Annotated in this window: 20 protein-coding genes, 4 tRNA genes and 1 pseudogene; 7 read left to right on the top strand and 18 right to left on the bottom strand. The window is 60.2% G+C overall.

Features of this window, described 5'->3' with window-relative positions:
* Positions 1 to 3 precede the first annotated feature (3 nt).
* Positions 4 to 1,614, bottom strand: coding sequence for an ATP-binding protein (locus PSH78_RS07055; protein ID WP_305499381.1), 1,611 nt, complete (start codon positions 1,612 to 1,614; stop codon positions 4 to 6).
* Positions 1,611 to 2,333 (bottom strand): response regulator transcription factor, encoded by a 723-nt coding sequence (locus tag PSH78_RS07050; protein ID WP_305499379.1) that lies wholly within the window; start codon positions 2,331 to 2,333, stop codon positions 1,611 to 1,613. The genes PSH78_RS07055 and PSH78_RS07050 overlap by 4 nt, the downstream gene beginning before the upstream one ends.
* A gap of 859 nt (positions 2,334 to 3,192) precedes the next feature.
* Here PSH78_RS07050 and PSH78_RS07045 point away from each other — a divergent pair.
* Entirely contained in the window at positions 3,193 to 6,084 is a 2,892-nt protein-coding gene (locus tag PSH78_RS07045) for a ribonucleoside-diphosphate reductase subunit alpha (protein WP_305499377.1), read from the top strand.
* 265 nt (positions 6,085 to 6,349) lie between these two features.
* Here PSH78_RS07045 and flgE read toward each other — a convergent pair whose 3' ends face one another.
* From flgE to PSH78_RS07015, 6 genes are all read right to left on the bottom strand, one after another.
* The gene (gene flgE, locus PSH78_RS07040; protein ID WP_305499376.1) at positions 6,350 to 7,669 is read right to left on the bottom strand and encodes a flagellar hook protein FlgE; all 1,320 of its coding nucleotides are present in this window, start codon (positions 7,667 to 7,669) and stop codon (positions 6,350 to 6,352) included.
* Between the two features lie 32 nt (positions 7,670 to 7,701).
* Positions 7,702 to 8,421 carry a flagellar hook assembly protein FlgD gene (gene flgD / locus PSH78_RS07035; protein WP_305499375.1) on the bottom strand — a complete coding sequence of 240 codons (720 nt, stop codon included), beginning with the start codon at positions 8,419 to 8,421 and terminating at the stop codon, positions 7,702 to 7,704.
* A 15-nt stretch (positions 8,422 to 8,436) separates the two neighbouring features.
* The gene (gene flgC / locus PSH78_RS07030; RefSeq protein ID WP_305499374.1) at positions 8,437 to 8,880 is read right to left on the bottom strand and encodes a flagellar basal body rod protein FlgC; all 444 of its coding nucleotides are present in this window, start codon (positions 8,878 to 8,880) and stop codon (positions 8,437 to 8,439) included.
* Positions 8,881 to 8,883: 3 nt separating this feature from the next.
* Positions 8,884 to 9,291, bottom strand: coding sequence for a flagellar basal body rod protein FlgB (gene flgB / locus PSH78_RS07025; protein WP_305499373.1), 408 nt, complete (start codon positions 9,289 to 9,291; stop codon positions 8,884 to 8,886).
* A gap of 357 nt (positions 9,292 to 9,648) precedes the next feature.
* Complete coding sequence (gene cheR, locus PSH78_RS07020) at positions 9,649 to 10,476, bottom strand: protein-glutamate O-methyltransferase CheR (RefSeq protein WP_305499372.1); 828 nt, start codon at positions 10,474 to 10,476, stop codon at positions 9,649 to 9,651.
* Between the two features lie 54 nt (positions 10,477 to 10,530).
* Complete coding sequence (locus PSH78_RS07015; protein WP_305499370.1) at positions 10,531 to 11,457, bottom strand: chemotaxis protein CheV; 927 nt, start codon at positions 11,455 to 11,457, stop codon at positions 10,531 to 10,533.
* Between the two features lie 78 nt (positions 11,458 to 11,535).
* On the opposite strand from PSH78_RS07015, the gene flgA reads away from it, so the two are divergent.
* The 4 genes from flgA (at position 11,536) to PSH78_RS06995 (ending at position 14,131) form a co-directional block, all read left to right on the top strand.
* Positions 11,536 to 12,300 carry a flagellar basal body P-ring formation chaperone FlgA gene (gene flgA, locus PSH78_RS07010; protein WP_305499368.1) on the top strand — a complete coding sequence of 255 codons (765 nt, stop codon included), beginning with the start codon at positions 11,536 to 11,538 and terminating at the stop codon, positions 12,298 to 12,300.
* A 161-nt stretch (positions 12,301 to 12,461) separates the two neighbouring features.
* Positions 12,462 to 12,776, top strand: a complete 315-nt coding sequence (flgM, locus tag PSH78_RS07005; protein ID WP_305499366.1) for a flagellar biosynthesis anti-sigma factor FlgM — start codon at positions 12,462 to 12,464, stop codon at positions 12,774 to 12,776.
* A gap of 48 nt (positions 12,777 to 12,824) precedes the next feature.
* Positions 12,825 to 13,292 (top strand): flagella synthesis protein FlgN, encoded by a 468-nt coding sequence (locus PSH78_RS07000; protein ID WP_305499365.1) that lies wholly within the window; start codon positions 12,825 to 12,827, stop codon positions 13,290 to 13,292.
* A 92-nt stretch (positions 13,293 to 13,384) separates the two neighbouring features.
* Positions 13,385 to 14,131 carry a flagellar brake protein gene (locus PSH78_RS06995; protein ID WP_305499364.1) on the top strand — a complete coding sequence of 249 codons (747 nt, stop codon included), beginning with the start codon at positions 13,385 to 13,387 and terminating at the stop codon, positions 14,129 to 14,131.
* Between the two features lie 63 nt (positions 14,132 to 14,194).
* Here the strand turns inward: PSH78_RS06995 and PSH78_RS06990 are convergent, their stop codons facing one another.
* The 5 genes from PSH78_RS06990 to PSH78_RS06970 form a co-directional block, all read right to left on the bottom strand.
* Positions 14,195 to 15,562, bottom strand: coding sequence for an MFS transporter (locus PSH78_RS06990; protein ID WP_305499362.1), 1,368 nt, complete (start codon positions 15,560 to 15,562; stop codon positions 14,195 to 14,197).
* Positions 15,563 to 15,632: 70 nt separating this feature from the next.
* On the bottom strand, positions 15,633 to 16,871 hold the full coding sequence (locus tag PSH78_RS06985; protein WP_305501195.1) for a glutamine synthetase family protein: 1,239 nt from the start codon (positions 16,869 to 16,871) through the stop codon (positions 15,633 to 15,635).
* Between the two features lie 329 nt (positions 16,872 to 17,200).
* Entirely contained in the window at positions 17,201 to 17,893 is a 693-nt protein-coding gene (locus PSH78_RS06980; protein WP_305499360.1) for a sensor histidine kinase KdpD, read from the bottom strand.
* Complete coding sequence (locus PSH78_RS06975; protein ID WP_305499359.1) at positions 17,886 to 19,493, bottom strand: tetratricopeptide repeat-containing response regulator; 1,608 nt, start codon at positions 19,491 to 19,493, stop codon at positions 17,886 to 17,888. Before PSH78_RS06975 ends, PSH78_RS06980 begins: the two co-directional genes overlap by 8 nt.
* 166 nt (positions 19,494 to 19,659) lie before the next feature.
* A tRNA-Arg gene (locus PSH78_RS06970) sits at positions 19,660 to 19,736 on the bottom strand.
* Between the two features lie 528 nt (positions 19,737 to 20,264).
* Here PSH78_RS06970 and PSH78_RS06965 point away from each other — a divergent pair.
* Positions 20,265 to 20,591 (top strand): Arc family DNA-binding protein, encoded by a 327-nt coding sequence (locus tag PSH78_RS06965; RefSeq protein ID WP_010226671.1) that lies wholly within the window; start codon positions 20,265 to 20,267, stop codon positions 20,589 to 20,591.
* 119 nt (positions 20,592 to 20,710) lie between these two features.
* Here PSH78_RS06965 and mgtE read toward each other — a convergent pair whose 3' ends face one another.
* Positions 20,711 to 22,153 (bottom strand): magnesium transporter, encoded by a 1,443-nt coding sequence (mgtE, locus tag PSH78_RS06960; RefSeq protein WP_305499357.1) that lies wholly within the window; start codon positions 22,151 to 22,153, stop codon positions 20,711 to 20,713.
* A gap of 321 nt (positions 22,154 to 22,474) precedes the next feature.
* Here mgtE and PSH78_RS06955 point away from each other — a divergent pair.
* Positions 22,475 to 22,985, top strand: a pseudogene (locus tag PSH78_RS06955) (cell envelope protein SmpA); the annotation flags it as partial.
* A 22-nt stretch (positions 22,986 to 23,007) separates the two neighbouring features.
* Here the strand turns inward: PSH78_RS06955 and PSH78_RS06950 are convergent.
* The 4 genes from PSH78_RS06950 to csrA all read right to left on the bottom strand — a co-directional run bounded on the left by PSH78_RS06950 (position 23,008) and on the right by csrA (position 23,681).
* Positions 23,008 to 23,084 (bottom strand) — tRNA-Arg (locus tag PSH78_RS06950).
* Between the two features lie 72 nt (positions 23,085 to 23,156).
* Positions 23,157 to 23,233 (bottom strand) — tRNA-Arg (locus PSH78_RS06945).
* Between the two features lie 106 nt (positions 23,234 to 23,339).
* Positions 23,340 to 23,430: transfer RNA gene (locus PSH78_RS06940), tRNA-Ser, on the bottom strand.
* A gap of 62 nt (positions 23,431 to 23,492) precedes the next feature.
* The gene (csrA, locus tag PSH78_RS06935; RefSeq protein ID WP_003178872.1) at positions 23,493 to 23,681 is read right to left on the bottom strand and encodes a carbon storage regulator CsrA; all 189 of its coding nucleotides are present in this window, start codon (positions 23,679 to 23,681) and stop codon (positions 23,493 to 23,495) included.
* Between the last annotated feature and the right edge of the window lie 53 nt (positions 23,682 to 23,734).

The following is a 23,734-nucleotide window of genomic DNA, read 5'->3' as shown; positions in this document are numbered from 1 at the left end:
CTCTCAAGACCGATCCTGATGCCTCGGCCAGCTCAAGCTGAAACACGCCCCGCCCAGGCGCTTGCTCTTGCCGATCAGCGCCCGGCCGTCGTGCCAGTGGATGATCCGCCGCACAATCGACAGCCCCAGCCCATGGCCGCCCGACGCGCGTGCGCGGCTGTCGTCCAGGCGCAGGAAGGGCTTGAACACCCGCTCCCAGGCCGCCTCCGGTACGCCCGGGCCGTCATCCTCGACGTCGACCCGACAGCGCAACTGGCCGACCTGGTAACTGACGGTCACCTGGGATCTGGCGTGGCGCATGGCATTGCCCACCAGATTCTGCAACGCCCGATGTAAAAAGCGTGGCTCGGCCTCGACCCAGGCGCCGTCGCAATCGGCGGCGGACAGGCACAGGCCGCGCTCTACGGTAATCCCGGCGCGCAACGGGCCCAGTTCTTCGATGACCTGGTTGACCAGCGCATCCAGGTCGACCCGTTGAAAATTCAACGCCGGCGACCCTTGCTCCAGCCGCGCATACGTCAGCATCTCGTCCACCAGCCGATCCAGGTCTTCGATGTCGTGATCCATGCCGGCCAAGTACTTGTCCCGGGCCTCGGGCGTGCTGGCGCTGCCGAGCATTTCCAGGCCGAAGCGCAGGCGCGCCACCGGTGTACGCAGTTCATGGGACACCGCGCGCACCAACTCGCGCTGGATCGCCAGCAGTTGCTGCAAGTGCTCGGCCATGCCATTGAACGCTGCGGCCAGGCGCCCGACCGAGTCAGCCCCCCGAGCGGGTACGCGGGTCTCCAGACTGCCCTGGGCGATCTGGGTCGCGGCCGACTCCAGGCCACGCAGGCGCCGCTCCAGCTGGCGCACCAGCAGATAGACGATCAGGCCGATCAGGCTCAATCCGAGCGCGGCAATCAGCACCAGCCACTCGGGCGGGTACGGATTCATCTGGTACAGCGGGCCGATTTCCAGCACCCACGGCGTCCCCACCATGCCGGCGAACACCCGGATCGAGTCGGCGCCCTTGCCCAGGGCCATCACCGTGTCGCCCTCGGCCACCCGCCGGCGCTGGTCGTCGTCCATGTCCGCCTGTTCGACGGTCATCAGGCGCAGGTCGAAACCGAAGCCTTTTTCCTGCTTGAGTTGCGCCAAGCGCTCGGGTTGCTCGGCCACCGGATAGCGCACCAGTTCGTCGGCCAGCAGGTAAATGGTTGCCCGGGCCAGTTGCTCGCTGATCTGGCGAACCTCCCCGACCAGGGTCAACTGCTCGCCATCGCTGACCAGCCGATACACCTTCGCCGCATGCGGCCCGATCTGCTCCACCAGGACCTGCCCGCGCAATACCCGGGTGCGCTGGCCCAGGTCGAGGTCGGTCTGGCTGAATGTCTGCAACGCCAGCGGAATGCCCAGCAGACGTTCCCACACCGCCAGGGCCCGGCGCCGTTCGGTGTCGTTCATCGGCCGCAGGTTGTCGGCCATCAAGGAAAACGTGCCATGGGCCAGGCGCTCGCGGTATTGCTCGCCGCGCGTCTGGTTGAGCAGGTGCAGCGCCAGCACGCCAAGCACCGCCACCAGCACCAGTGCCGCGCACATGCCGCCATAGATGCGCAGGAAGATGGAGTTCACGGGGTCGCGTCTACGCAGGCTTCAGGGACGAACAGGTAGCCTTTGCTGCGGATGGTCTTGATCAATCGAGGATGCTCCGGGTCGTCGCCGATCTTCGGACGGATGCGCGAGATACGCACGTCGATCGAGCGATCCTGGCCGTCGTAGCCGATGCCGCGCAGGGCGGTGAAGATTTCCTCGCGGGACAGGATGCGCCCGGCGTTGGACACCAGCAGCCAGAGCAGGTCGAATTCGGCGCTGGTCAGCTCGATACCGTTGCCCTGCAACCAGGCTTCGCGCAAAGCGTTGTCCACCACCAACGGGCCGAACTCCAGGCGCCGCTGCTTCGGTGCCGCGGACGGCTCCGGCTCGCTGCGTCGCAGCAGGGCCTGGATGCGGGCCAACAGGACGCGCGGGCGCACCGGCTTGCAGACATAGTCGTCGGCGCCCAGGTCCAGGCCCTGGATCTGGTCGGTGTCGTCAGCCCGCGCGGTGAGCATCAGGATCGGCCCGTCGTAGTGCTCGCGCGCCTTGCGGCAGATGCTCAAGCCATCTTCGCCGGGCAGCATCAGGTCGAGAATGACCAGGTCCGGCTGCTCGTCGATGATCCGCTGGGCCGCCACCGCGCCGTTGCCCTCGATGGCGACGCGCAGGCCGTTGCTTTCCAGGTATTCGCGGGTCAGCTCGGCCAGCCGCTGGTCATCCTCGACAATCAATATCTGCCAGGCTTCTTGTTCCACGGAGGGGCCTCGTCTTGTTGTAGCTATAAAAAGAAAGGATGAACGCTCATCCTGTGGCGAGGGAGCTTGCGCCCGCTCGGTTGCGCAGCGACCGTAAAATTCCGGGGCCGCTACGCAGCCCAGCGGGAGCAAGCTCCTTCGCCACAACAGTGCCCACTTGAAAATGTGCGTCCTCCCATCTTTTTGTCATATCAAAGGAGGATCATCGCGCTCATGCACCGGCCGATTGTATAAACGGCGGCTGTATGGAAAACAAGCGGACAAATGCGTTCGGTCGAGGCGGATGTGTGTGGTAACGTGCGCGCCCGCAAAAACACCAAGCTGTTTTCGGCCGCTCGAAATCGTTGAAAAAAGGCTCGCTCCAGCAAGGTCGCGGCCTACAGAGCAGTTCCACGTTTCGCACACAAATTACGCACAGGCTTATCCACAGGTAGCACGTTGATTCATCCCCCAAAACGCATTATCTTGTAGCCCGCCGCGCAAAAAACCCTACATGTAGGGTTTCAGGCCAAAAACCAAACACAAGTCGGATAGAGAATTCAAGCGCTTTTCTTGCCTCTGTCTTGCTGCAACAGCGCATTTTTCCAAACCCAGACCGCCCCTGCGGATGGCAGCTGTTTCCAAGGTCGAAAACGACCGGAACGGTACGGGTGTTGCAGTTCTTTGCTGCCCACCTTGGCAAACCCGGTTTCGAGCCCAGGCTCGCGACCCGAGAACTTCGGATGGAAGCGGCGCCACTGGCCCGCTTCCTACTGTCCCGAAGTTGTTATACCCGGCGCCAGCCGGTTGTAGTGCTTCAGGACGGAACGGTGGGCACCGTGATGGTGCCCAAATAAACATAGAGAACGTGGAGACACCCATGCACACCGACACAACTCGCGAGAACCCGCAGGGCACCGCGCCGCTGGCCGCCGATTCGAGCCCGGATCTGTCCGCCACCGCGCCTGGCCAGCTGCGCGTGATCAAGCGTAACGGGACTGTCGTTCCTTACACCGATGACAAGATCACCGTCGCTATCACCAAAGCGTTCCTCGCAGTTGAGGGCGGCACCGCTGCCGCCTCGTCGCGAATCCACGACACCGTGGCCCGCCTGACCGAACAGGTCACCGCGACCTTCAAGCGTCGCATGCCGTCGGGCGGCACCATCCACATCGAAGAGATCCAGGACCAGGTCGAACTGGCCCTGATGCGTGCCGGCGAGCAGAAAGTCGCCCGCGACTACGTGATCTACCGTGACTCCCGTGCCAAGGAGCGCGCCATCCGCACGCCGGCCGACGCACCGGTCCAGGCCCACCCTTCGATCCGCATCGCCCGCGCCGATGGCAGCCTGGCGCCACTGGACATGGGCCGCCTGAACACCATCGTCACCGAAGCCTGCGAAGGCCTGGAAGAAGTCGACGGCGACCTGATCCAGCGCGAAACCCTGAAGAACCTCTATGACGGCGTCGCCCTCAAGGACGTCAACACCGCGCTGGTGATGACCGCGCGGACCCTGGTGGAACGCGAGCCGAACTACTCGTTCGTGACCGCCCGCCTGCTGATGGACACCCTGCGCGCCGAAGGCCTGAGCTTCCTGGAAGTCGCCGAGAGCGCGACCCACCACGAGATGGCCGACCTGTACGCCAAGGCCCTGCCGGCCTATGTCGCCAAGGGTATCGAATACGAGTTGCTGAACCCGGTCCTGGCCGAATTCGACCTGGAAAAACTCGGCAAGGCGATCAACCACGAGCGCGACCAGCAGTTCACCTACCTGGGCCTGCAAACCCTGTACGACCGTTACTTCATCCACAAGGATGGCGTGCGTTTCGAACTGCCACAGGTGTTCTTCATGCGCGTGGCCATGGGCCTGGCGATCGAAGAGAAGCAGCGTGAAGACCGTGCCATCGAGTTCTACAACCTGTTGTCGTCCTTCGACTACATGGCGTCGACCCCGACCCTGTTCAACGCCGGCACCCTGCGTCCACAACTGTCGAGCTGCTACCTGACCACCGTGCCGGACGACCTGTCGGGCATCTACGGCGCCATCCACGACAACGCCATGTTGTCGAAATTCGCCGGTGGCCTGGGCAACGACTGGACCCCAGTTCGCGCATTGGGCTCGTACATCAAGGGCACCAACGGCAAATCCCAGGGCGTCGTGCCGTTCCTCAAAGTAGTCAACGACACCGCCGTTGCGGTCAACCAGGGCGGCAAGCGCAAGGGCGCGGTCTGCGCCTACCTGGAAACCTGGCACATGGACATCGAAGAGTTCATCGAGCTGCGCAAGAACACCGGTGATGACCGTCGTCGTACCCACGACATGAACACCGCCAACTGGATCCCGGACCTGTTCATGAAGCGCGTCTTCGATGACGGCAAGTGGACCCTGTTCTCGCCATCCGAAGTGCCGGACCTGCACGACCTGACCGGCAAGGCCTTCGAAGAGCGCTACGAGTACTACGAAGCCCTGACCGAGTACAACAAGATCAAGCTGTTCAAAGTCGTCCAGGCCAAAGACCTGTGGCGCAAGATGCTCTCGATGCTGTTCGAGACCGGCCACCCATGGCTGACCTTCAAGGATCCGTGCAACCTGCGCAGCCCGCAGCAGCACGTGGGCGTGGTCCACAGCTCGAACCTGTGCACCGAGATCACCCTGAACACCAACAAGGATGAGATCGCGGTCTGCAACCTGGGCTCGATCAACCTGCCGAACCACATCGTCGACGGCAAGCTGGACACCGCCAAGCTGCAACGCACCGTGAACACCGCCGTGCGCATGCTCGACAACGTGATCGACATCAACTACTACTCGGTGCCGCAAGCGAAGAACTCCAACTTCAAGCACCGTCCGGTCGGCCTCGGCATCATGGGCTTCCAGGACGCGCTGTACCTGCAGCACATCCCGTACGGTTCGGACGCTGCGGTCGAGTTCGCCGACAAGTCCATGGAAGCGGTCAGCTACTACGCGATCCAGGCTTCCTGCGACCTGGCCGACGAGCGCGGTTCGTACGAGACGTTCCAGGGTTCGCTGTGGTCCCAGGGCATCCTGCCGCTCGACTCGCAACAGATCCTGATCGCCCAGCGCGGCCAGAAATACATTGATGTTGACCTGAACGAATCCCTGGACTGGGCTCCGGTTCGCGCCCGTGTGCAGAAAGGCATTCGTAACTCCAACATCATGGCCATCGCACCGACCGCGACCATCGCCAACATCACCGGCGTGTCGCAGTCGATCGAACCGACCTATCAGAACCTGTATGTGAAGTCGAACCTGTCGGGCGAATTCACCGTGATCAACCCGTACCTGGTTCGCGACCTCAAGGCTCGCGGCCTGTGGGACTCGGTCATGATCAACGACCTGAAGTACTACGACGGTTCGGTACAGCAGATCGAGCGCATCCCGCAGGAACTCAAAGAGCTCTATGCCACCGCGTTCGAAGTGGACACCAAGTGGATCGTCGACGCCGCCAGCCGTCGTCAGAAGTGGATCGACCAGGCTCAGTCGCTGAACCTGTACATCGCCGGCGCTTCGGGCAAGAAGCTCGACGTGACCTACCGCATGGCCTGGTACCGTGGCCTGAAAACCACCTACTACCTCCGTGCCCTGGCCGCCACCAGCACCGAGAAGTCGACCATCAACACCGGCAAGCTGAACGCGGTCTCCGCTGGCGGCAACCACGGTGACGATTCGGTCCTGGCTGCGCCAGCCGGCCCTGCGCCAGTGCCAAAAGCCTGCGCCATCGACGAGCCGGATTGCGAAGCTTGCCAATAAGCTGAGCGGGTGGGCGCTGAAAGGCGCCTGCTGAGGAAAGCCCCCGATAGACCGCTGGTTTATCGGGGGTTTTCTTTTGTCTGGAATAAAGTGTTGACTGACCCAGCGCTTTCGCGAGCAGGCTCGCTCCCACATTGGAATGTGTCCTCTCTGTGGGAGCGAGCCTGCTCGCGAAGAGGCCGGCACAAACAATACAAAACCATCACCCATGAAAAAGCCCCTCTTGCGAGGGGCTCCTTGTGCAGCTTTCAAGCAACCATCGATATCAAGTCATCTGAATAATGGTCTGCATGATGGTGCTCTGGGTGGAGATGGTCTTGGCGTTCGCCTGGTAGTTGCTCTGGGCCTTGATCAGCTCGACCAGTTCGTTGGTCAGGTTGACGTTGGACTCTTCCAGGGAGTTGGAGACGATCGAACCCAGGGTGCCGGTTTCCGGAGCATCGTAGCCCGGGATGCCCGACGCAAAGGTTTCTTTCCAGCTAGTGCCGCCTACAGGCTGCAGGCCTTGCTCGTTGGTGAAGCTGGCCAGGGAGAGCTGGCCGATCGGCTTGGTCTGGTTGTTGCTGAAGTTCGCCAGCAGCACACCGCTGCCGTCGATGGTCAGGTTGGTGATCTGGCCGGTGGCGTAGCCGTTCTGAGTAGGAATCGACCGTGCAGTGTCAGCGTTGAACTGGGTGGTCTTGCCCAGGGAAAGTGTGATGGTATCAGCGCCATCGGCACCGTTGGCGCTCCACACGCCATCCTTCACGGTACCTGGAATCCAGCCCGTAAGCAGCAGATCGCTGCTCTCGCGCGGCGTGCCCGACGGCATTGGCGTACTGACCTTAAGCAACTCGCCGCTCTCGCCAAAAGTCATGGTCGAAGGGACCGCAAGGGTGGTTGCGTCGGTCGGCGAACTGCCGTCCAGGTTACGACCATCGATCAGGGTGTAGACGTCCCAGGTGTTGGCGCCCGTCTTGACCATGTACTGGTCCATGGAGTGCTGGTTACCCTGGGCATCGTAGACCGGGGTGGTGAACTGCTTGGTGAAGGTGGCGGTATTGGCCGGATCGAACTTGTAGGTCGCCGTCTTCGGAATCGCGTCTGCCGTCGAGTTCAGGTTGATGGTCGACGAAATCAGGTCGGTGGGCTTGGGCGGCAGGTTGGACGTGTCGATGCGCAGGTCGGTCAGGATGCCGTTCTGGATCTTGCCGTTGGCATCCACGCCATAACCCTGCAGGCGCGCGGTGCCTTCGCTGTTGGTGATGAAGCCTTCCTTGTCGGTCTTGAAGGTACCGGCACGGGTGTAGCTCAGCGAACCGTTGTTGCTCAGGACAAAAAAGCCCTGGCCCTGGATACCCATGTCCAACACGTTGCCGGTGTTGTTCACGTCACCCTGGCCGAACTGCTGGGAAACGTTGGCCAGGCGCACGCCGTTGCCGACGGTCTTGGAGCCCGAGCCCAGCTTGGTGGCCGAGTAGACGTCGGCGAATTCCGCGCGGGACGACTTGAAACCGGTGGTCGCCACGTTGGCGATGTTGTTACCCGTCACGTCCAGCTGTTTGTTGGCTGCATAGAGACCGCTAAGGCCGATATTGAAAGACATATTGCACTCCTTTTTGCCGGGTTAGTCGGCTCTTACATACCAATAGTTTGTACGCGTGACAGCGGGATGCTGCCCAGGCCGGCGAGGTTGAGCATCAGCTCGCCGCCGGTCTGGCTGATCGTGACGCTGCTGACCGTGGCCGGCAGGTTGGTGACCAGCGAAGTCGCCTTGCCATCGATGGTGGTCGAGGCGGCGAAGGTATAGGTGCCCGACTCGAGCGGGGTGCCGTCTTCGCCCTTGCCGTCCCAGATGAAATCGGCCTTGCCGGCGTTCTGGCTGCCCAGCTCGATGGTGCGCACCGTCTTGCCGTCCTTGTCGTTGATCTTGATCGAGAGGGACGATACCGATGTCGGTACCACCACCGTGCCGTTGAGGCTCTTGGAGGTGTCGACCACCGCCTTGTCGCCCGGGGCAATGACCGAACGGCCCACCAGCGAAGAAGCCTGCAGGGCCTGGGACGAGTTGTAGTTGCTGGCAATACCCCTGACGGTGTCGTTGAGGGTGGTGATGCCTTCCAGGCTGCTGAACTGCGCCAACTGGGCAACGAACTCGCCGTTGTCCTGTGGCTCCAGCGGGTTCTGGTTATTCAGCTGAGTGACGAGCAACTGCAGGAACGCATCCTTGCCCAGCTCTTTCTTGCCAGTCGCCGCAGCCGACGCCGCGCCCAGGCCATCGGTCGTGGTGTTGGTCTTGACCGAGGAGTTGGCCAGTACTTCGTTGAGGCTCAAACCGGTGGTATTGGTGACGCTCATGTGACTCGCCCCTTATCACTGACCGAGGGTCAGGACCTTCTGCATCATGGCTTTGGCGGTGTTCATCATTTCGGCGTTGGTCTGGAACGAACGACTGGCGGAAATCATGTCGGCCATTTCTTCAACGACGTTGACGTTCGGGTAGTAGACGTAACCCTTGGCGTCGGCGGCCGGATGATTCGGCTCGTAACGGGCGTCGAGGTTGCTCTGGTCCTCAACCACGCCGAGTACCTGTACCCCCTGCCCGGCCGCGTCCTGGTCCTGGAACAGCGAGTCGCTGCCGCCGGACTGGCCGCCCTGGAACATGGTGGCGAATACCGGGTGGCGGGCGCGGTAGGTCTGGTCGATGCTCGACGAGACGGTCTCGGCGTTGGCGATGTTACTGGCGACGGTGTTCAGGCGAGTGGTCTGGGCACTCATGGCACTGCCGGCGATGTTGAATACGCTCGCGATCGACATGAATTACTCTCCACGCAGGGCTGATACCAGCCCTTTGAATTTACTGTTGAGCAGGGTGAAGCTGGCCTGGAAGTTCACGGAGTTTTCCGCGTAGTTGGACTGTTCCAGTTGAGCATCCACGGTGTTCTGGTCGATCGACGGCTGCATCGGCGTGCGATACATCAGCGATTCGTCGCCACTGCCAACGCCTTCGGCTTCGATATGACGGTTGTTGGTCATGTTCAAGGCGAAGTGGCCGTTCTTGGTTTTTTCGTTCTGCTCGGCGAGCACCTTGGAAAAGTCCAGGTCACGGGCCTTGTAGTTCGGGGTGTCGGCGTTGGCAATGTTATTGGCCAGGACTTCGGCACGCTGGGCGCGGAAGCCCAGGGCCTTTTCGTGGATACCGAGCGCTTTATCGAAGCTGATGCTCATGGCGGAAACCTTTGGGTGACCAGAATGTTCGTACGATGGCTTTAGCAATCACCGTGCCACTTTCCAAAAGCCCGTAAACCGGGGCTTTGCGGGGATCGGCAAAGCGGCAATGCCAGAAAAGCGGCAATCGGTTTCCGCTGGCTGCCGCTTTTCTGCCGCTTTCATCCAGACAATGGGGGACAAATGTGGGAGCGAGCTTGCTCGCGATAGCGATCTGTCAGATACATGGATTTTGGATGTGCCGCCGCTATCGCGAGCAAGCTCGCTCCCACAGGGATGTGTTGGATTGGAGGAACTGGAGGGCAAAAAAAAAACGGGAGCCCCGTGGGGCTCCCGTTTTTTTATAACCCAGGCCAATCACTTCGCCTGATAGATGATCCCCGGACTGCACTGGACCATCTGGTAATGATCCGGCAAGCCGTTCAACGCCTCGGACGCGCCAAGGAACAGGTAGCCGCCCGGCTTCAGGGTGCTGTGGATACGCAGCAGGATATCTTTCTTCACCTCGGCGGAGAAGTAGATCAGCACGTTGCGGCAGAACACGATGTCGAACTTGCCCAGGCTGGCATAGCTGTCCAGCAGGTTGAACGAGCGGAACTCCACGCGGCTCTTGATTGGCGCCTTGACCACCCATTTGCCCGGTCCTTTCGGATCGAAATAGCGTTGCAGGCGATCAGGCGACAGGCCACGGCCGATGGCCAGGCTGTCGTACTCACCGGTCTTGCAGTTGTTGAGCATGGTCCCGGACAGGTCGGTGGCGACAATTTGCACGCCCATCTTCAGCTGGCCGAGGTTGGAGCGTTCGAACTCATCGATGGACATCGACAGCGAATACGGTTCCTGTCCCGACGAGCAGGCCGCCGACCAGATGCGCAGGCGTTGCCCCGGACTGGCCTTGATGGCCGCCGGCAAGACCCGGTTCTTCAATACTTCGAAGGGATAGGTATCGCGAAACCACAGGGTTTCGTTGGTGGTCATCGCGTCCACCACCATCTCGCGCAACCCGCTGCGTGGCTGGGTCTGGATGCGCTGCACCAGTTCGCCCAGCGACTTGAGGCCCTGTTGTTCCATCAATTTGTTGAGACGGCTCGACACCAGGTACTGCTTGTTTTCACCAAGCAGGATGCCACAGGCTTTTTCCAGGAAGACCCGGAACTGTTCGAAATCCAAATTACCCGTAGACAAGATACCGCCTCTTTTCACTGTGTTGACTTGCCGGGCGCACAACGCGCCCGACCTTTATTCTGCTGCCTTGATTCGCTCGACCACCCGCGACGCCAGGTCGTCGGGCCGGAACTTGGCCAGAAAATCATCGGCGCCGACTTTCTTGACCATCGCCTGGTTGAAAACCCCGGACAACGACGTATGCAAGATGATGTGCAGCTTCTGCATGCGCGGGTCGCTGCGAATTTCCGACGTCAGGGTGTAGCCATCCATTTCCGGCATCTCGATGTCGGAAATCATCATCAGGAACTCTTCTTCCGGCTTCTTGCCCTCATCGACCATCTGACGCAGGTAATCCAGCGCTTGCCGTCCGTCGTTGAGGGCGACCACTTCGACGCCGACCGTTTGTAGACAACGCGTGACCTGCTTGCGTGCCACCGAAGAATCGTCGACGGTCAGGACCCGCAGCGAAATCGCCTTGTGCTGGGTCTCGGCATCCACCACGCCGACGGAAATCGTCTCCGGGGTCGGCGCCACTTCGGCGAGGATCTTCTCCACGTCGATGATTTCAACCAACTGGTTATCGACCCGGGTCACCGCCGTCAGGTAGTGATCGCGGCCGGTGCCCTTGGGCGGCGGATGGATCTCTTCCCAGTTCATGTTGACGATGCGCTCAACCGACCGCACCAGGAACCCTTGGGTCTTGGTGTTGTACTCGGTGATGATCACAAACGGATTGCTCTGGTCCAGCAGCCGACCGGAACCGGTCGCCATTGCCAGGTCGAGAATCGGGATGGTCGCACCCCGGATATTCGCCACACCGCACACGACGGGACTGGATTTCGGCATCAGGGTCAGCTTAGGGCATTGCAGCACTTCGCGGACCTTGAACACGTTGATCCCATACAGTTGTTGGCCATCGAGACGGAACAACAACAGCTCCAGGCGATTCTGACCGACCAGCTGTGTGCGCTGGTTTACCGAATCCATCACTCCCGCCATGCCCTGACTCCTACCTAACGCTAATGTGTCCGACGCGCATTCATCACTAAACGGCACGGGGCTTGCTATTGAACCGGCATGAACGCACAAACGACATTTTCTCGACGCCTGACCACTCACTGCCGCCACTGGCTCGGTGCACTGTTGGCTGTCTGCCTGTTCGCAGTTGGCGGACGTGCCGTCGCTGATGTGCCGGTTACCTTGCCTGATCTCCTTATCGGCGTCACGCAGGGCTTTCTTGAATTCACCGTAGAAGACTACCTGGCAACCAGTCAAACCGAAGGTCGCTACGAGATCGAAGTCAACCAGCTCGATCCGCGCCTGCGCATGCCGATGTGTGACAAGGAATTGACTGCCTCGCTGGAAAGTCCGGCCAGGCCCCTGGGTCGGGTCACGGTGAAGGTACGTTGCGACAGCGCCGCGCCCTGGACGGTTTTTGTGCCTGCTCAAGTACGGCTGTTCCGCGAGATCGTCACGACCACCCGTCCGCTCAAGCGCGCCGGGATTGTCGAGCCGCAGGACGTGGTGCTGCGTGAACGCGACATCAGCCAGATCAGCCAGGGCTTCCTGACGTCCGTCGACCAGGCGATCGGGCAGAAACTTGTCCGACCAATGGTCGCCGATCAGGTCGTCACCCTCGTGCACCTGGAACAGGCCGAAGTGATCCGCAAGGGCGACCAGGTCGTCATTACCGCCCGCAGCGGCACCCTGGCCGTGCGGATGCCTGGCGAGGCGCTGGCCAATGGCGGCGTACGCGAGCAGATTCGGGTAAAGAACCTCAATTCGAAACGGGTGATCAAGGCGCAGGTGATAGCGCCCGGCCACGTGGAAGTGGCCATGTAACGGGGTAGACAGGCTGGCGCTTGACCTCGGTGTTCCCTAGACTGTGCCTTACGCAAAGGCAAGCGCAGACGTGCGCACGTTCATTTGATAAATGAGCCTAAAGTTATTTTGGGGATGGCCGAAAACATGGCAAGCGTCCAAATACCCAGAGGTTTTTTACCATGGTCATCGATTTCAATCGTTTAAACAGCTCCTCGCCGCTGACAGGCACAACGCGCACCGGCGCCAGCAAGGAAACCGTCGAAACCGACAAGTCCAAGCCAGCCGACAAGGCCGCTACTGTCAACAACGGGGAGTCGGTACACCTCAGCAATGAGGCTCAGCAGTTGCAGAAGGTCACTGACAAGCTGCGCGATCAACCTGTCGTCGACGACGCCCGTGTGGCGCAGTTGAAAGCAGCAATCGCCGATGGCAGCTATAAAGTCGACAGCAACCGTGTAGCCAGCAAACTGCTCAACTTCGAAGCCCAGCGCTAGGCTGATGCCAGCGCCAGGCTTTTGGACGCTTAAGACCCAAGGCCAGCCATGCACGATACTAATTTGTTGCAATTGATCATCGACGACTTTGCCCCGGCGCAACAATTGCTGGAGCTGTTGCAGACCGAAGCCCTGGCATTGCACGGGCGGGATATGCCTCTGCTGGAAAATCTTCTGGCGCAGAAACAGGCATTGATCATTTTGCTCGATCAGCATGGCCGCAAGCGCAGCGAGATTCTCGCCAGCCTCAACCTGCCCGCTGACAACAACGGCCTCGCGCAACTGGCCAGCCAGTCGTCGGTTGGCGATCAGCTGTTGGCGCAAAGCGCGGTGCTCAATGACCTGCTCAGCCAGTGTCAGGCCGCCAACGCCCGCAACGGTCAATCCATCCAGATGCAGCAAGTCGCTACCGCCAACCAGTTGCGCATCCTCAATGGCGGCGAAATCCCTACGCTCTACGACGCTCGCGGTTCGACCGCAAAAATGGTCAAGCACCGTCCGCTCAGCCAGGCGTGAAACGAACGATGCCTGCGCACTATCAACGCGCGATACATGCTGGCAAAATGCTGGCTCTTTGTAGTCGTATTTTGCCTGGAGATTGACCCACCGTGTTCAATGCCACAAACGCGGATGATGCTCCGCAGCCGCCCATGGTCCTCACCACCCCCCTGGAAATCTCCGGCAACCTGCGGATGCTGCAAGAGAGCCACGATCCCCTGATCATTACCTTTCATGAGCGCACCCAGCGTTTCCAGAGCTACCTGGTGGATGTCGATCGCGACACCAACACCATCGCCCTGGACGAAATGATCCCGCGGGACGGCGAGCGTTTCCTGCTGGCAGGCGAGCCGTTTCGGGTCGAGGGTTTTCATGACGGCGTGCGCATTGCGTGGGAAGGCAACGGGCCGCTGACCATCCAGGACTCGAAGGACGGCCGCTGCTACCGCGGCGCCCTGCCTGAAGAAGTGGTTTACCACCAGCGCCGCAACGCCTTCCGGGCCGCACTGAAACTGGCGCAACTGGTGAATGTGGAACTGGGTGGCGACAAGCTCAAGTCACCGGTGAACGGCAAGCTGCTGGATATCTCCGCAACCGGCTGCAAGCTGCGCTTCGATGGCGACATCACCGCACGCCTGCAGCTGGGCCAGGTCTACGAACGTTTTGTCGCCGCCCTGCCCTTCGGCAACATGACCGCGCCGGTCGAACTGCGCTACCTGCATTTTGAAGAGCGGATCAATACCACCTTCGCCGGTGTGCGCTTTCACAACATCAGCGGCCTGGTGCAGCGCCAGGTCGAACGCTTCGTGTATCAACTGCAGCGTGAAGCCCGGCGGTTCGATAAAGACGATTTCTGATGTTTCGTGGGCCATAAAAAACGGGCAATCCCTTGCAAGGATTGCCCGTTTTTCATGGCCGCTTCATGGCCTGGCCCGGGTGAAATCCGAAGGTGGCGGTTCGTCGTCCGCGCCTTCTGTGACCGGCTCCAGTTCCGGCTCAGGCTCAGGCTCCACGTCGGGGTTGGGCGAAGTCTGCATCTGATCCTGGACGACCTGCTCGTCTACCCGAGGGTCGAGGCACGCCACCAACGGTGAACTGGTCATGTTGTCCGGCATGGCCACGTGGTGCAGCGGCGCATCATCGACCTGATGCAGGTTGGTGACCGCTTTCGGCCGGATCCGCCACACCAGCACCAAGGCGAACAAGGCGAAAAACCCGTACAACATCTGGCTGCCGAACAGCTTCATCAGCACCCCGGCCGCCAACGGACCGATACTCGCGCCCACGCCGTAAGTCACCAGCAACATGGCCGTGAGCGACACTCGGCGATCGCCTTCGACATGGTCGTTGGAAAACGCCACCGCCAATGGATACAGGCAAAACTGCACCAGCGAACAGCAGAATCCGGCGATGAACAGGACTTCCACCGGCACCTTCGGCAGGATGGCCAGCGGCAACGCGCACACCACCAGGATCAGCGCGAAGCAGCGAATCAGCAGCGCACGATCGTAACGATCCGACAGCCAACCCAGCGGCCACTGCACCAGCAGGCCGGCAAAAATGCAGCTACCCATGAACAGACCGACCTGCTCGGTCGTCAGCCCCTGCTGGGAGGCGTACAGCGGCGCCAAGCCGTAGAAGGAACCGACGATCAGCCCCGAGCCAAGCACCGTGGTCAACGATTGCGGCACGCGCTTGATAAAGAAGCGCGGCTCCATCGGTGCCGGATGCAGCGGCGCCGGGTGAATCCGCCGGGTCAGCGCCACGGGCACCAGGCACAGGGCAAAACACAACGCCACCAGCATCAGCAGCTCCAGGCCCAGGGCCGGGTGCATGACGAGAATCAGCTGGCCCAGCACCAGCCCCAGGTACGAGGCGATCATGTAGCCGCTGAACACCACCCCGCGCTGCTTGGCCTCGGCCTGCTCGTTGAGCCAGCTCTCGATGACCATGTATTGGCACATCATGCCCAGGCCGACAATCATCCGCAGCACGATCCACGCCGGCAGCCAGTTCACCAGGCCGTGGCCCAATACCGCCGCGCCGACGATCCCGGCGCAGGCCGAATAGGCCCGAATATGCCCGACGCGGGCGATCAGCCGATGGCCGATCTTGCCGCCCAGCACCAGGCCGAAATAGTTGGCGGCCATCAGCGCACCGACCCACAGGCTGTCGACGTTGTCGGCAGCCAGGCGCAAGGCCAGGTACGTACTCAGGAGGCCCGAGCCGATGAGCATCATCAGCGAGGCGAAATAAAGCGCTCGAAAAGGTTTCCAGATTTGGCGCATCGGCGTTCCGAGCGGCTCCTTGAGGTGAGTGAGGGCAATCTTCTGAAGATAGCCCGAATGCGACGGTTGGTTATGCCTGGGCCGCCAGGACGCGCCGCTCCCAAGGCGTGATCTCGTCAAGGAAACTGGTCAGTTCCAGGCTCTTCGAAGCGATGTAACCTTCGATGAACTCGCTGCCGAACAGTTCCTTTGCCAAGTGGCTACGCTTGAGACGCTCAAGGGCCGCATGCAAGGTACATGGCAGCGAGAGATTCTCCGGCACTTCGAATTCGCCTTGGATCGCAGCGCTTGGCTCCAGCCGGTTTTCGATGCCATACAGCCCGGCCGCCAAGCTCGCCGCGATCGCCAGGTACGGGTTGGCGTCAGCCCCCGGCAAGCGGTTCTCGACCCGTCGGGCCGCCGGCGAACTGGCCGGAATGCGCAACCCGGCCGAACGATTGTCATGGGACCAACAGGCATTGTTTGGCGAGGCAAACGGGTGGCACAAGCGATGGTAGGAATTCACGTTCGGCGCGAACAGTGCGGTGAAATCCGCCATGCCGGCCTGCTGCCCTCCAATGAAGTGGCGGAAAACAGCCGTTGGCTCGCCCGCCTCGTCGCTGAACACATTCCGCCCACTGTCCAGCTCGACGACGCTCTGGTGAATGTGCATAGAACTGCCTGGCGTCTGCGCCAGGGGCTTGGCCATGCAGACCACCGTCAGGCCGTGCTTGAGCGCCACTTCCTTGAGCAGATGCTTGAACAGGAATGTCTGGTCGGCCAGCAGCAGAGGGTCGCCATGCAGCAGATTGATTTCGAACTGGCTCACGCCCATTTCATGCATGAACGTATCGCGCGGCAAGCCCAACGCCGCCATGCATTCGTAGACTTCGGTGAAGAACGGGCGCAAGCCATTGTTGGAGCTGACGCTGAACGCCGACTGGCCGTCTTCGCGGCGTCCATCCAGGCCCACCGGCGGTCGGAACGGCTGGGTCGGATCCGGATTGGCCGCGAAGACGAAAAACTCCAGTTCCGTCGCGACGACCGGCGCCAGCCCAAGCGCCGCATAGCGCGCGATCACCGCCTTGAGCTGACCACGGGTCGACAGCGGCGAGCTCTCCCCGCTGAGCTCGTCGGCGTCGCAAATCGCCAGGGCACGCGGATGACTCCATGGCAGGCGATGGATCTGTTTCGGATCAGCCACCAGCGCCAGGTCGCCATCATCGCTGCCATAAAAACGCGACGGCGGGTAACCGCCCATGATGCATTGCAGCAGCACGCCTCGCGCCATCTGCAACCGCCGGCCTTCAAGGAAGCCCTCGGCGGTCATCACCTTGCCTCGCGGCACGCCATTCAAATCCGGCGTGACACATTCAATCTCATCAATGCCCGTCAGTCGCTGTGCGAGTGAACGCTGGCCATCGGTCGTCATGACGCAATCCTTGTTATGTGCGAGCCGCGAACGGCAACCCGTACAAAATAGGCTCCGGCTGTTCGGAATATCAAGCAGCTACAAAAATAAACAGTTGCAACTGAAACAACTGTGGGAGCGAGCCTGCTCGCGAAGGCGGTGGATCAGCCAACTCAGTATCGAATGGGCGGACGCCTTCGCGAGCAGGCTCGCTCCCACAGGGGGAATTGTGTTGCGAGAGGTTTTGTTCAGGGCAGGTAAAGCCTGAACACCCCACCACCCAGCACGCCGCCATTGGCAATCTCGGTACGCCCGCTCAAGCCACCCCGCTGATGCAGACCGGCGATCCTCGCGGCGAAATACAGGCCCAGGCCGGTGCTGCCAGTGCTGTGGTTGATGCCCTGCACATACTCGGCCTGACGCTCGATCATCGCAGCAGGATAACCTTCGCCGTCGTCATTGATGGTCAATACCAGTTGCCCGGCCTCGTCGCTCACACTGATCAAGAGCGTCTGGCGAGCATGGCGAATCGCGTTGTTGATCATGTTGTCGAGCACCGAGGCAATCAGCTCACGATCAAAAAAGCCCAGCGGGCTCAACGGGTCGACTTCGTAGGTGGCCATGATCCCGCGGCTGCGGAACACGTCCTGATGGCCGGCCAGTTGCGCTTCGATGAAGTCATCCAGCTCATGATAGGCCGGATGCAACGGCAACTGGTTGACCCCCAGCTTGTACAGCCCCAGCAGTTGCACAAGCAGGCCGTTGAGGTGGGCGAACTCGAAGTCCATCACGCCCTGCTCCGGGGTCTGCCGCTCGGGCTCCGGCAAACGCTCGAGCCATTGCGCATGAGCCTGCATGAGCAAGGTCAGGGAGTTCTTCATGTCGTGCACGGTAGATGCAATCACCGTGGAAAAATCGAGAGCCTGTTCGCTGTCATTCATCGCCAAATGCCTTGCTTCGCAGTTTCTGATAGCGCGAAAAACGCGCATCGGTATCGGGCATCATGCCCACCAGTTTCAGGCAGGCGCGACATTCCTGGAGCAGCTCCGATTCGACGCTGGTATCGGTGCCGTGGAGCAGGGATTGCGCCATGTTCAGGGCAATACTGATGTTCTTTGGTTGCAGCTTCAGGGCGCGCCGGAACAGCTCTCGCGCCTCGGGCAAGGCGCCGGTCTTGTAGACGCGCACACCTTCGCGGTTCAGCTCGGCGGCGGCATTGCCCTGATTGAGAATGTTGGGGTCATCGGTGAGCTTGGCGATGCCTTGCATCACTGCCGGATCATCGCCGTAGATTTCCGCGCAGTTCTTCAGCATCGACTCGCCGGCGCTGGTCTGCCCAAGCATCTGCAACTGCTTGGCCACCAGCAAGGCGGCTTCGGCGCTCATGAATTGCTCCATGCCGTCGAGGCGCTGCAACGCCTGTTCGGTGAGCTTCTCGGCGGTTTCGGCATCGTTGAGCAACAGGCTCGTGGCCTTCATCAACCGCGCCCGGACTTGCAGCCCCGGATCGCTGGGGTTTTCCTTGGCCACGGCGCTGAGCGTCGTGTTGATTTCCAGGCGAGTGCGGGTATCCAGGCCTTTCTCGCTGCCCTTGCTGATCAGCGCATGGGCCAGGCCGAGGTTGGTTTCCGGGTCCTTGAAGCGCGACTGCGCACCCTGCCCCACCGCCTGGCGGTAGGCTCTCGACGCGGTGTCGTAATCTTCGTTGGTCATTGCCAGCTTGCCCAGCAGCGCTTGCCGGCGCACCGCCAGGGGCGACAGGCGCACCGCCTCTTCCAGCACATTCTGCGCCTGCTTCGTATCACCTTCGGCCACCAGCACATCGGCCATGCCGTCGTACAGGGCGGGCATCATCGGAAAAGCCTTCAAGGCTTTTTCATAGACAGCCTTGGCCTCGCCCACCTGCCCGCGCTTGAACAGCAACTTCCCCAGCCCCGCGTACGCCCAAGGCAACGGACGATCCGCAATGATGGAGTTGTACAACCGCTCAAGGGCCTCGTTCTGATTCAGGTCGCGTAACGCATCGGCGCGATAACGCAGGCACAACGGCCCATAACGAGGGTCCTGCTTGCAAAGGGCGATACAGGCATTGAGCACCTCCATCGGCTTGCCGCGGTCAAGGGCTTGCAGGATCGGCTTGAGCAAGGTCTTGCGCTGCTCGAGCCGTTCCAGCCGCTGGGCCAGGCCGGAGCGATTGAACGGCTTGGTCAGGTACGCATCCGGCTCATGTTCCAGGGCACTGAGCACCATCGCCTGGCTGGTCTCGGCAGTCACCATGAGGAACACGCTTTCATGGCTGATCAGCTTCTCGACCATCAGGTCTTCCAGCACCTGCTGGCCATTCTTGCGCCCGTCGCCCAGGTGATAATCCTGCAGGATAAAGTCGTAGCGCTTCTGCGAGCACATGCGCAGGGCCACTTCACCGGTATCGGCGGTATCCACGTCCTTGACGCCCAGCTCCCGCAACATGGACCGGACGGAACTGCGGAAATCCGAGAAATCATCGACGATCAGAAAACTTTTTTGGTGGTACGCCAGCATCGAGGATGTCCAGGCAAATAAGAAAAAATGAACTCAATGGCGAAACAAACGAAACACCGCTTCACAACGCCGGGACGTCAGGAAAGGAGACTCATCGGGTTATCGGCAGCAGATGGCGTTCCGTTAAGGGAGAGTAGATCGGCGCTGGGGGGCTGGTGCGAAAAAATGGTGTCCCAGGGCAGGTTCGAACTGCCAACCTTCCCCTTAGGAGGGGGATGCTCTATCCAATTGAGCTACTGAGACACGGGTCGACCGCGAGAAACGCGGTGCGTTGGACGGCGTGCATGTTAACGGCCGCTCTCGCGTTTGTCATGTCGTCGTTGCCTGATAAGTGTAGGCAAATGGTGCAGCTGAACCGCTGCGCGGAGCACAGGCCTGGCGAATTCAGCCACCATTCATCCATCCCCGGCTTGTCGGCCTAGTAAATCGGCATTTTGCCACTATCCTATACAAAGCAAGGACAGTCGGCGTTTTGCTCCGTAGCGGTTATCCGCCAGACGGTATGGCACAACGACACGATGCAGTGGTCACAAATGCGGAACCTGTGTGTTTTTTCAAACCAGTCCGCATTTTTTGACGAAGGGTGCTGGCATAACGCCTTTACCCGGATCAGAATTTTTCACAGAATTGGCGCCAATGATCTGGCAATTTTGAGGCATCATGCGGGCCTCTTAACAATTCAGGTTGAACATTTGGCTGCGGACCTTGTCCTATCGACATCCTGCGGCCAATCCCGAGAACCGCTCCCCTGAACTAACCGGTTAAATAAATATGCGCCCAATGAAACAGGCAATTTATTCCAGCCGTACGGCTGACAAGTTCGTCGTGCGTCTGCCAGACGGAATGCGGGAACGCATTGCCGAGGTGGCTCGTAATCACCACCGCAGCATGAACTCCGAAATCATCGCGCGCCTTGAGCAAAGCCTGATTCAGGAAGGTGCATTGGGTGAAGAGTTGAGCATGCGCCTGGACAGCCCTGAGCTGTCGCTGCACGAGCGCGAGCTGCTGCAACGCTTCCGACAACTTTCCCATCGTCAGCAGAACGCCCTCGTTTCGCTGATTGCCCACGATGCAGAAATGGCCGCAGACGCGTCCTGATCGCAACGTAGAAATTAAAGCCAGCCTTGTGCTGGCTTTTTTTTGCCTGGAATCCGGCCCTGGCAAAAACCATCGCCCACAAAAAGCCCGCCAATCAGGCGGGCTTCTTGAGGAGCCATTCAGAGCAGGAAAATCGTCGCCAGGCCCAGGAAGATGAAGAACCCTCCACTGTCCGTCATGGCGGTAATCATCACGCTGGCGCCCATTGCCGGGTCGCGTCCCAGGCGGGCCAGGGTCATCGGGATCAGTACCCCCATCAACGCCGCCAGCAGCAGATTGAGCGTCATCGCCGCGGTCATCACCACACCCAGCGACCAACTGCCGTATAGCAGGTACGCCACCACGCCGATCACGCCGCCCCAGATCACGCCGTTGATCAACGCCACAGCCAGCTCCTTGCGCATCAATCGCGATGTATTGCCGGTGCTGACCTGGTCCAGCGCCATGGCGCGAACGATCATGGTGATGGTCTGGTTGCCAGAGTTGCCGCCGATGCCGGCTACGATAGGCATCAACGCCGCCAGCGCTACCAGTTTCTCGATGGAACCTTCGAACAGGCCGATGACGCGAGAAGCGACAAACGCCGTAACCAGATTGACCGCCAGCCAGGCCCAACGGTTGCGCAGGGATCTCCAGACCGAAGCGAAGATGTCTTCCTCTTCTCGCAGACCGGCCATGCTGAGGACTTCGCTTTCGCTTTCCTCACGAATCAGGTCAACCATTTCGTCGATGGTGAGACGGCCGATCAGTTTGCCGTTCTTGTCCACCACCGGCGCGGAAATCAAGTCATAACGCTCGAATGCCTGGGCCGCGTCGTAGGCATTTTCGTCGGGATGGAAACTCACAGTGTCGCTGGCCATGACCTCGGCAACCTGCTTCTCCGGGTCATTGACGAGCAGCCGCTTGATCGGCAGCACGCCCTTGAGCACGCCGTCGTAATCAACCACGAAGAGTTTGTCGGTATGCCCCGGCAGCTCCTTGAGGCGACGCAGGTAACGCAAGACCACTTCAAGGCTGACGTCCTCGCGGATCGTCACCATCTCGAAGTCCATCAGCGCACCGACCTGCTCGTCGTCGTAGGACAACGCCGAGCGGACACGCTCGCGCTGTTGCCCATCAAGGGCTTCCATCAGCTCATGGACAACGTCGCGCGGCAGTTCGGGGGCGAGGTCGGCGAGCTCGTCGGCGTCCATCTCTTTGGCCGCCGCCAACAGCTCGTGATCATCCATGTCGGCGATCAGGGTTTCACGAACCGAGTCGGACACTTCCAGCAGGATGTCACCGTCGCGATCGGCCTGGACCAATTGCCAGACCGTCAGACGTTCTTCCAGTGGCAAGGCTTCGAGGATGTAGGCGACGTCGGCCGAGTGCAGGTCATCGAGCTTACGCTGCAACTCGACGAGATTCTGCCGGTGGACCAGGTTCCCGACCCGGTCGGAATGAGGGCCTTCCTGGCGATGCGTCAGGTCTTCCACGACCCGCTGACGATGCAGCAGCTCAACGACTTGAGCGAGGCGATCCTGAAGGCTTTCCTGCGTTTTTTTTACTTCTACTTCGGTCATAGGCGAACTCCACTCCCAGCAGTGGAGCACGCCGGAAGGATCAATCAGTCAATTCATGATTGGTAAAACGCGATATTGAGTAACTACTGGGTAAGTCCATGAAGATATTCCAAAGCCCCGGCGGGGCTGACGGCCGCAATCATACACCGCTTGACGCTCTAGAACGTTAAAAAATCGTGGCAAGAACAAGCGCTTGCGAGACAAACCTGAACACAGGCTGAACCTCTGCATTTACGACGACTTATTCTGAAAAGAAAACACACGCCGCGGCGCAAATGTAGCGGCTACCCTTCTCTACCAACGGTCAAGGAGGAAGCCCGGATGCCCGCAAACCGCTGTCTGTTTCCGCTCGCCGCCTTAGCCTGCCTGCCCCTCTGGAGCGCCGCACAAACCGTGCATCGCTGCGAAAACGGCGCCGGGCAGGTGACATTCACGAGCCTGAGCTGCCCGTCCGGGGAGATCCTGTCCGTGCAGCAGATAAACTCATTCAACCCAGGCCACGTCGCACCGCTGCTGCCGGAAGCGCAGCCGCAGAAAACATCCAGCAACATAAATAGACGCAAGGCGCCGACCATCGTCGGCCAGTTGGAGGACGACTGCGGGAATCTGATCGACGCCAGTCAGCGCCGGGAGGCAATCATGAATCGGCGGGTAATCGCTGGCATGAGCCAGCAAGACGTGGAGAGCGCACTTGGTCGGCCCGATACGATCAAGGTGCGGAATTCGAACACGCGCTATACCTACAAAAAGAGGAACGGCCGCAGCACGGAGGTCGCGTTCGATGAAAAAGGCTGCGTGAAACGTTAAATCCCAGACAGCAAAAAGCCCGCGTTGGACGCAGGCTTTTTGGTGTTTGGTGCACTCGACAGGATTCGAACCTGTGACCGCTCGGTTCGTAGCCGAGTACTCTATCCAGCTGAGCTACGAGTGCAAGTTGTGGTTTTATACCAGATCACAACTGGTTGTAGCCAAGTTATTTGCATCGCTGCAAGCAACTCTTAAATGGTGCACTCGACAGGATTCGAACCTGTGACCGCTCGGTTCGTAGCCGAGTACTCTATCCAGCTGAGCTACGAGTGCATTTGTTGCCGCGCATTATAGGTCGCCGAATCTTTTTGTAAAGCGCTTTTTTCAGTAATTTCAAACACTTACCGATCAAGCCAGAGACAGCGCACTAAACGAATAATGGCGGAGAACGGGGGATTCGAACCCCCGACACCCTTTTGAGGTGTACTCCCTTAGCAGGGGAGCGCCTTCGGCCACTCGGCCAGCTCTCCGCAACACGGGGCGTATATTAACCACCTTCATCCCCGTTTGCAAACATAAAAATCGATAAAAATTAATGGCTTGGTTCGTCGTCCTTCTCTTTCTTGATACGCAGGTAAATTTCCTCCCGGTGCACAGCGACCTCTTTCGGCGCGTTGACGCCGATACGCACTTGGTTTCCTTTGACGCCGAGCACGGTCACGGTGATTTCGCCATCGCCAATAATCAGGCTCTCTGCGCACCGACGGGTCAGAATCAGCATACCTTTCTCCTCACGCGATTCAGTTCAGGAACAACAGTCTGCAAAAAAAAGGG

This window comes from Pseudomonas sp. FP198 (assembly GCF_030687895.1).
Lineage (GTDB): Bacteria > Pseudomonadota > Gammaproteobacteria > Pseudomonadales > Pseudomonadaceae > Aquipseudomonas.
This window is presented reverse-complemented; position numbering and strand designations above follow the sequence as displayed.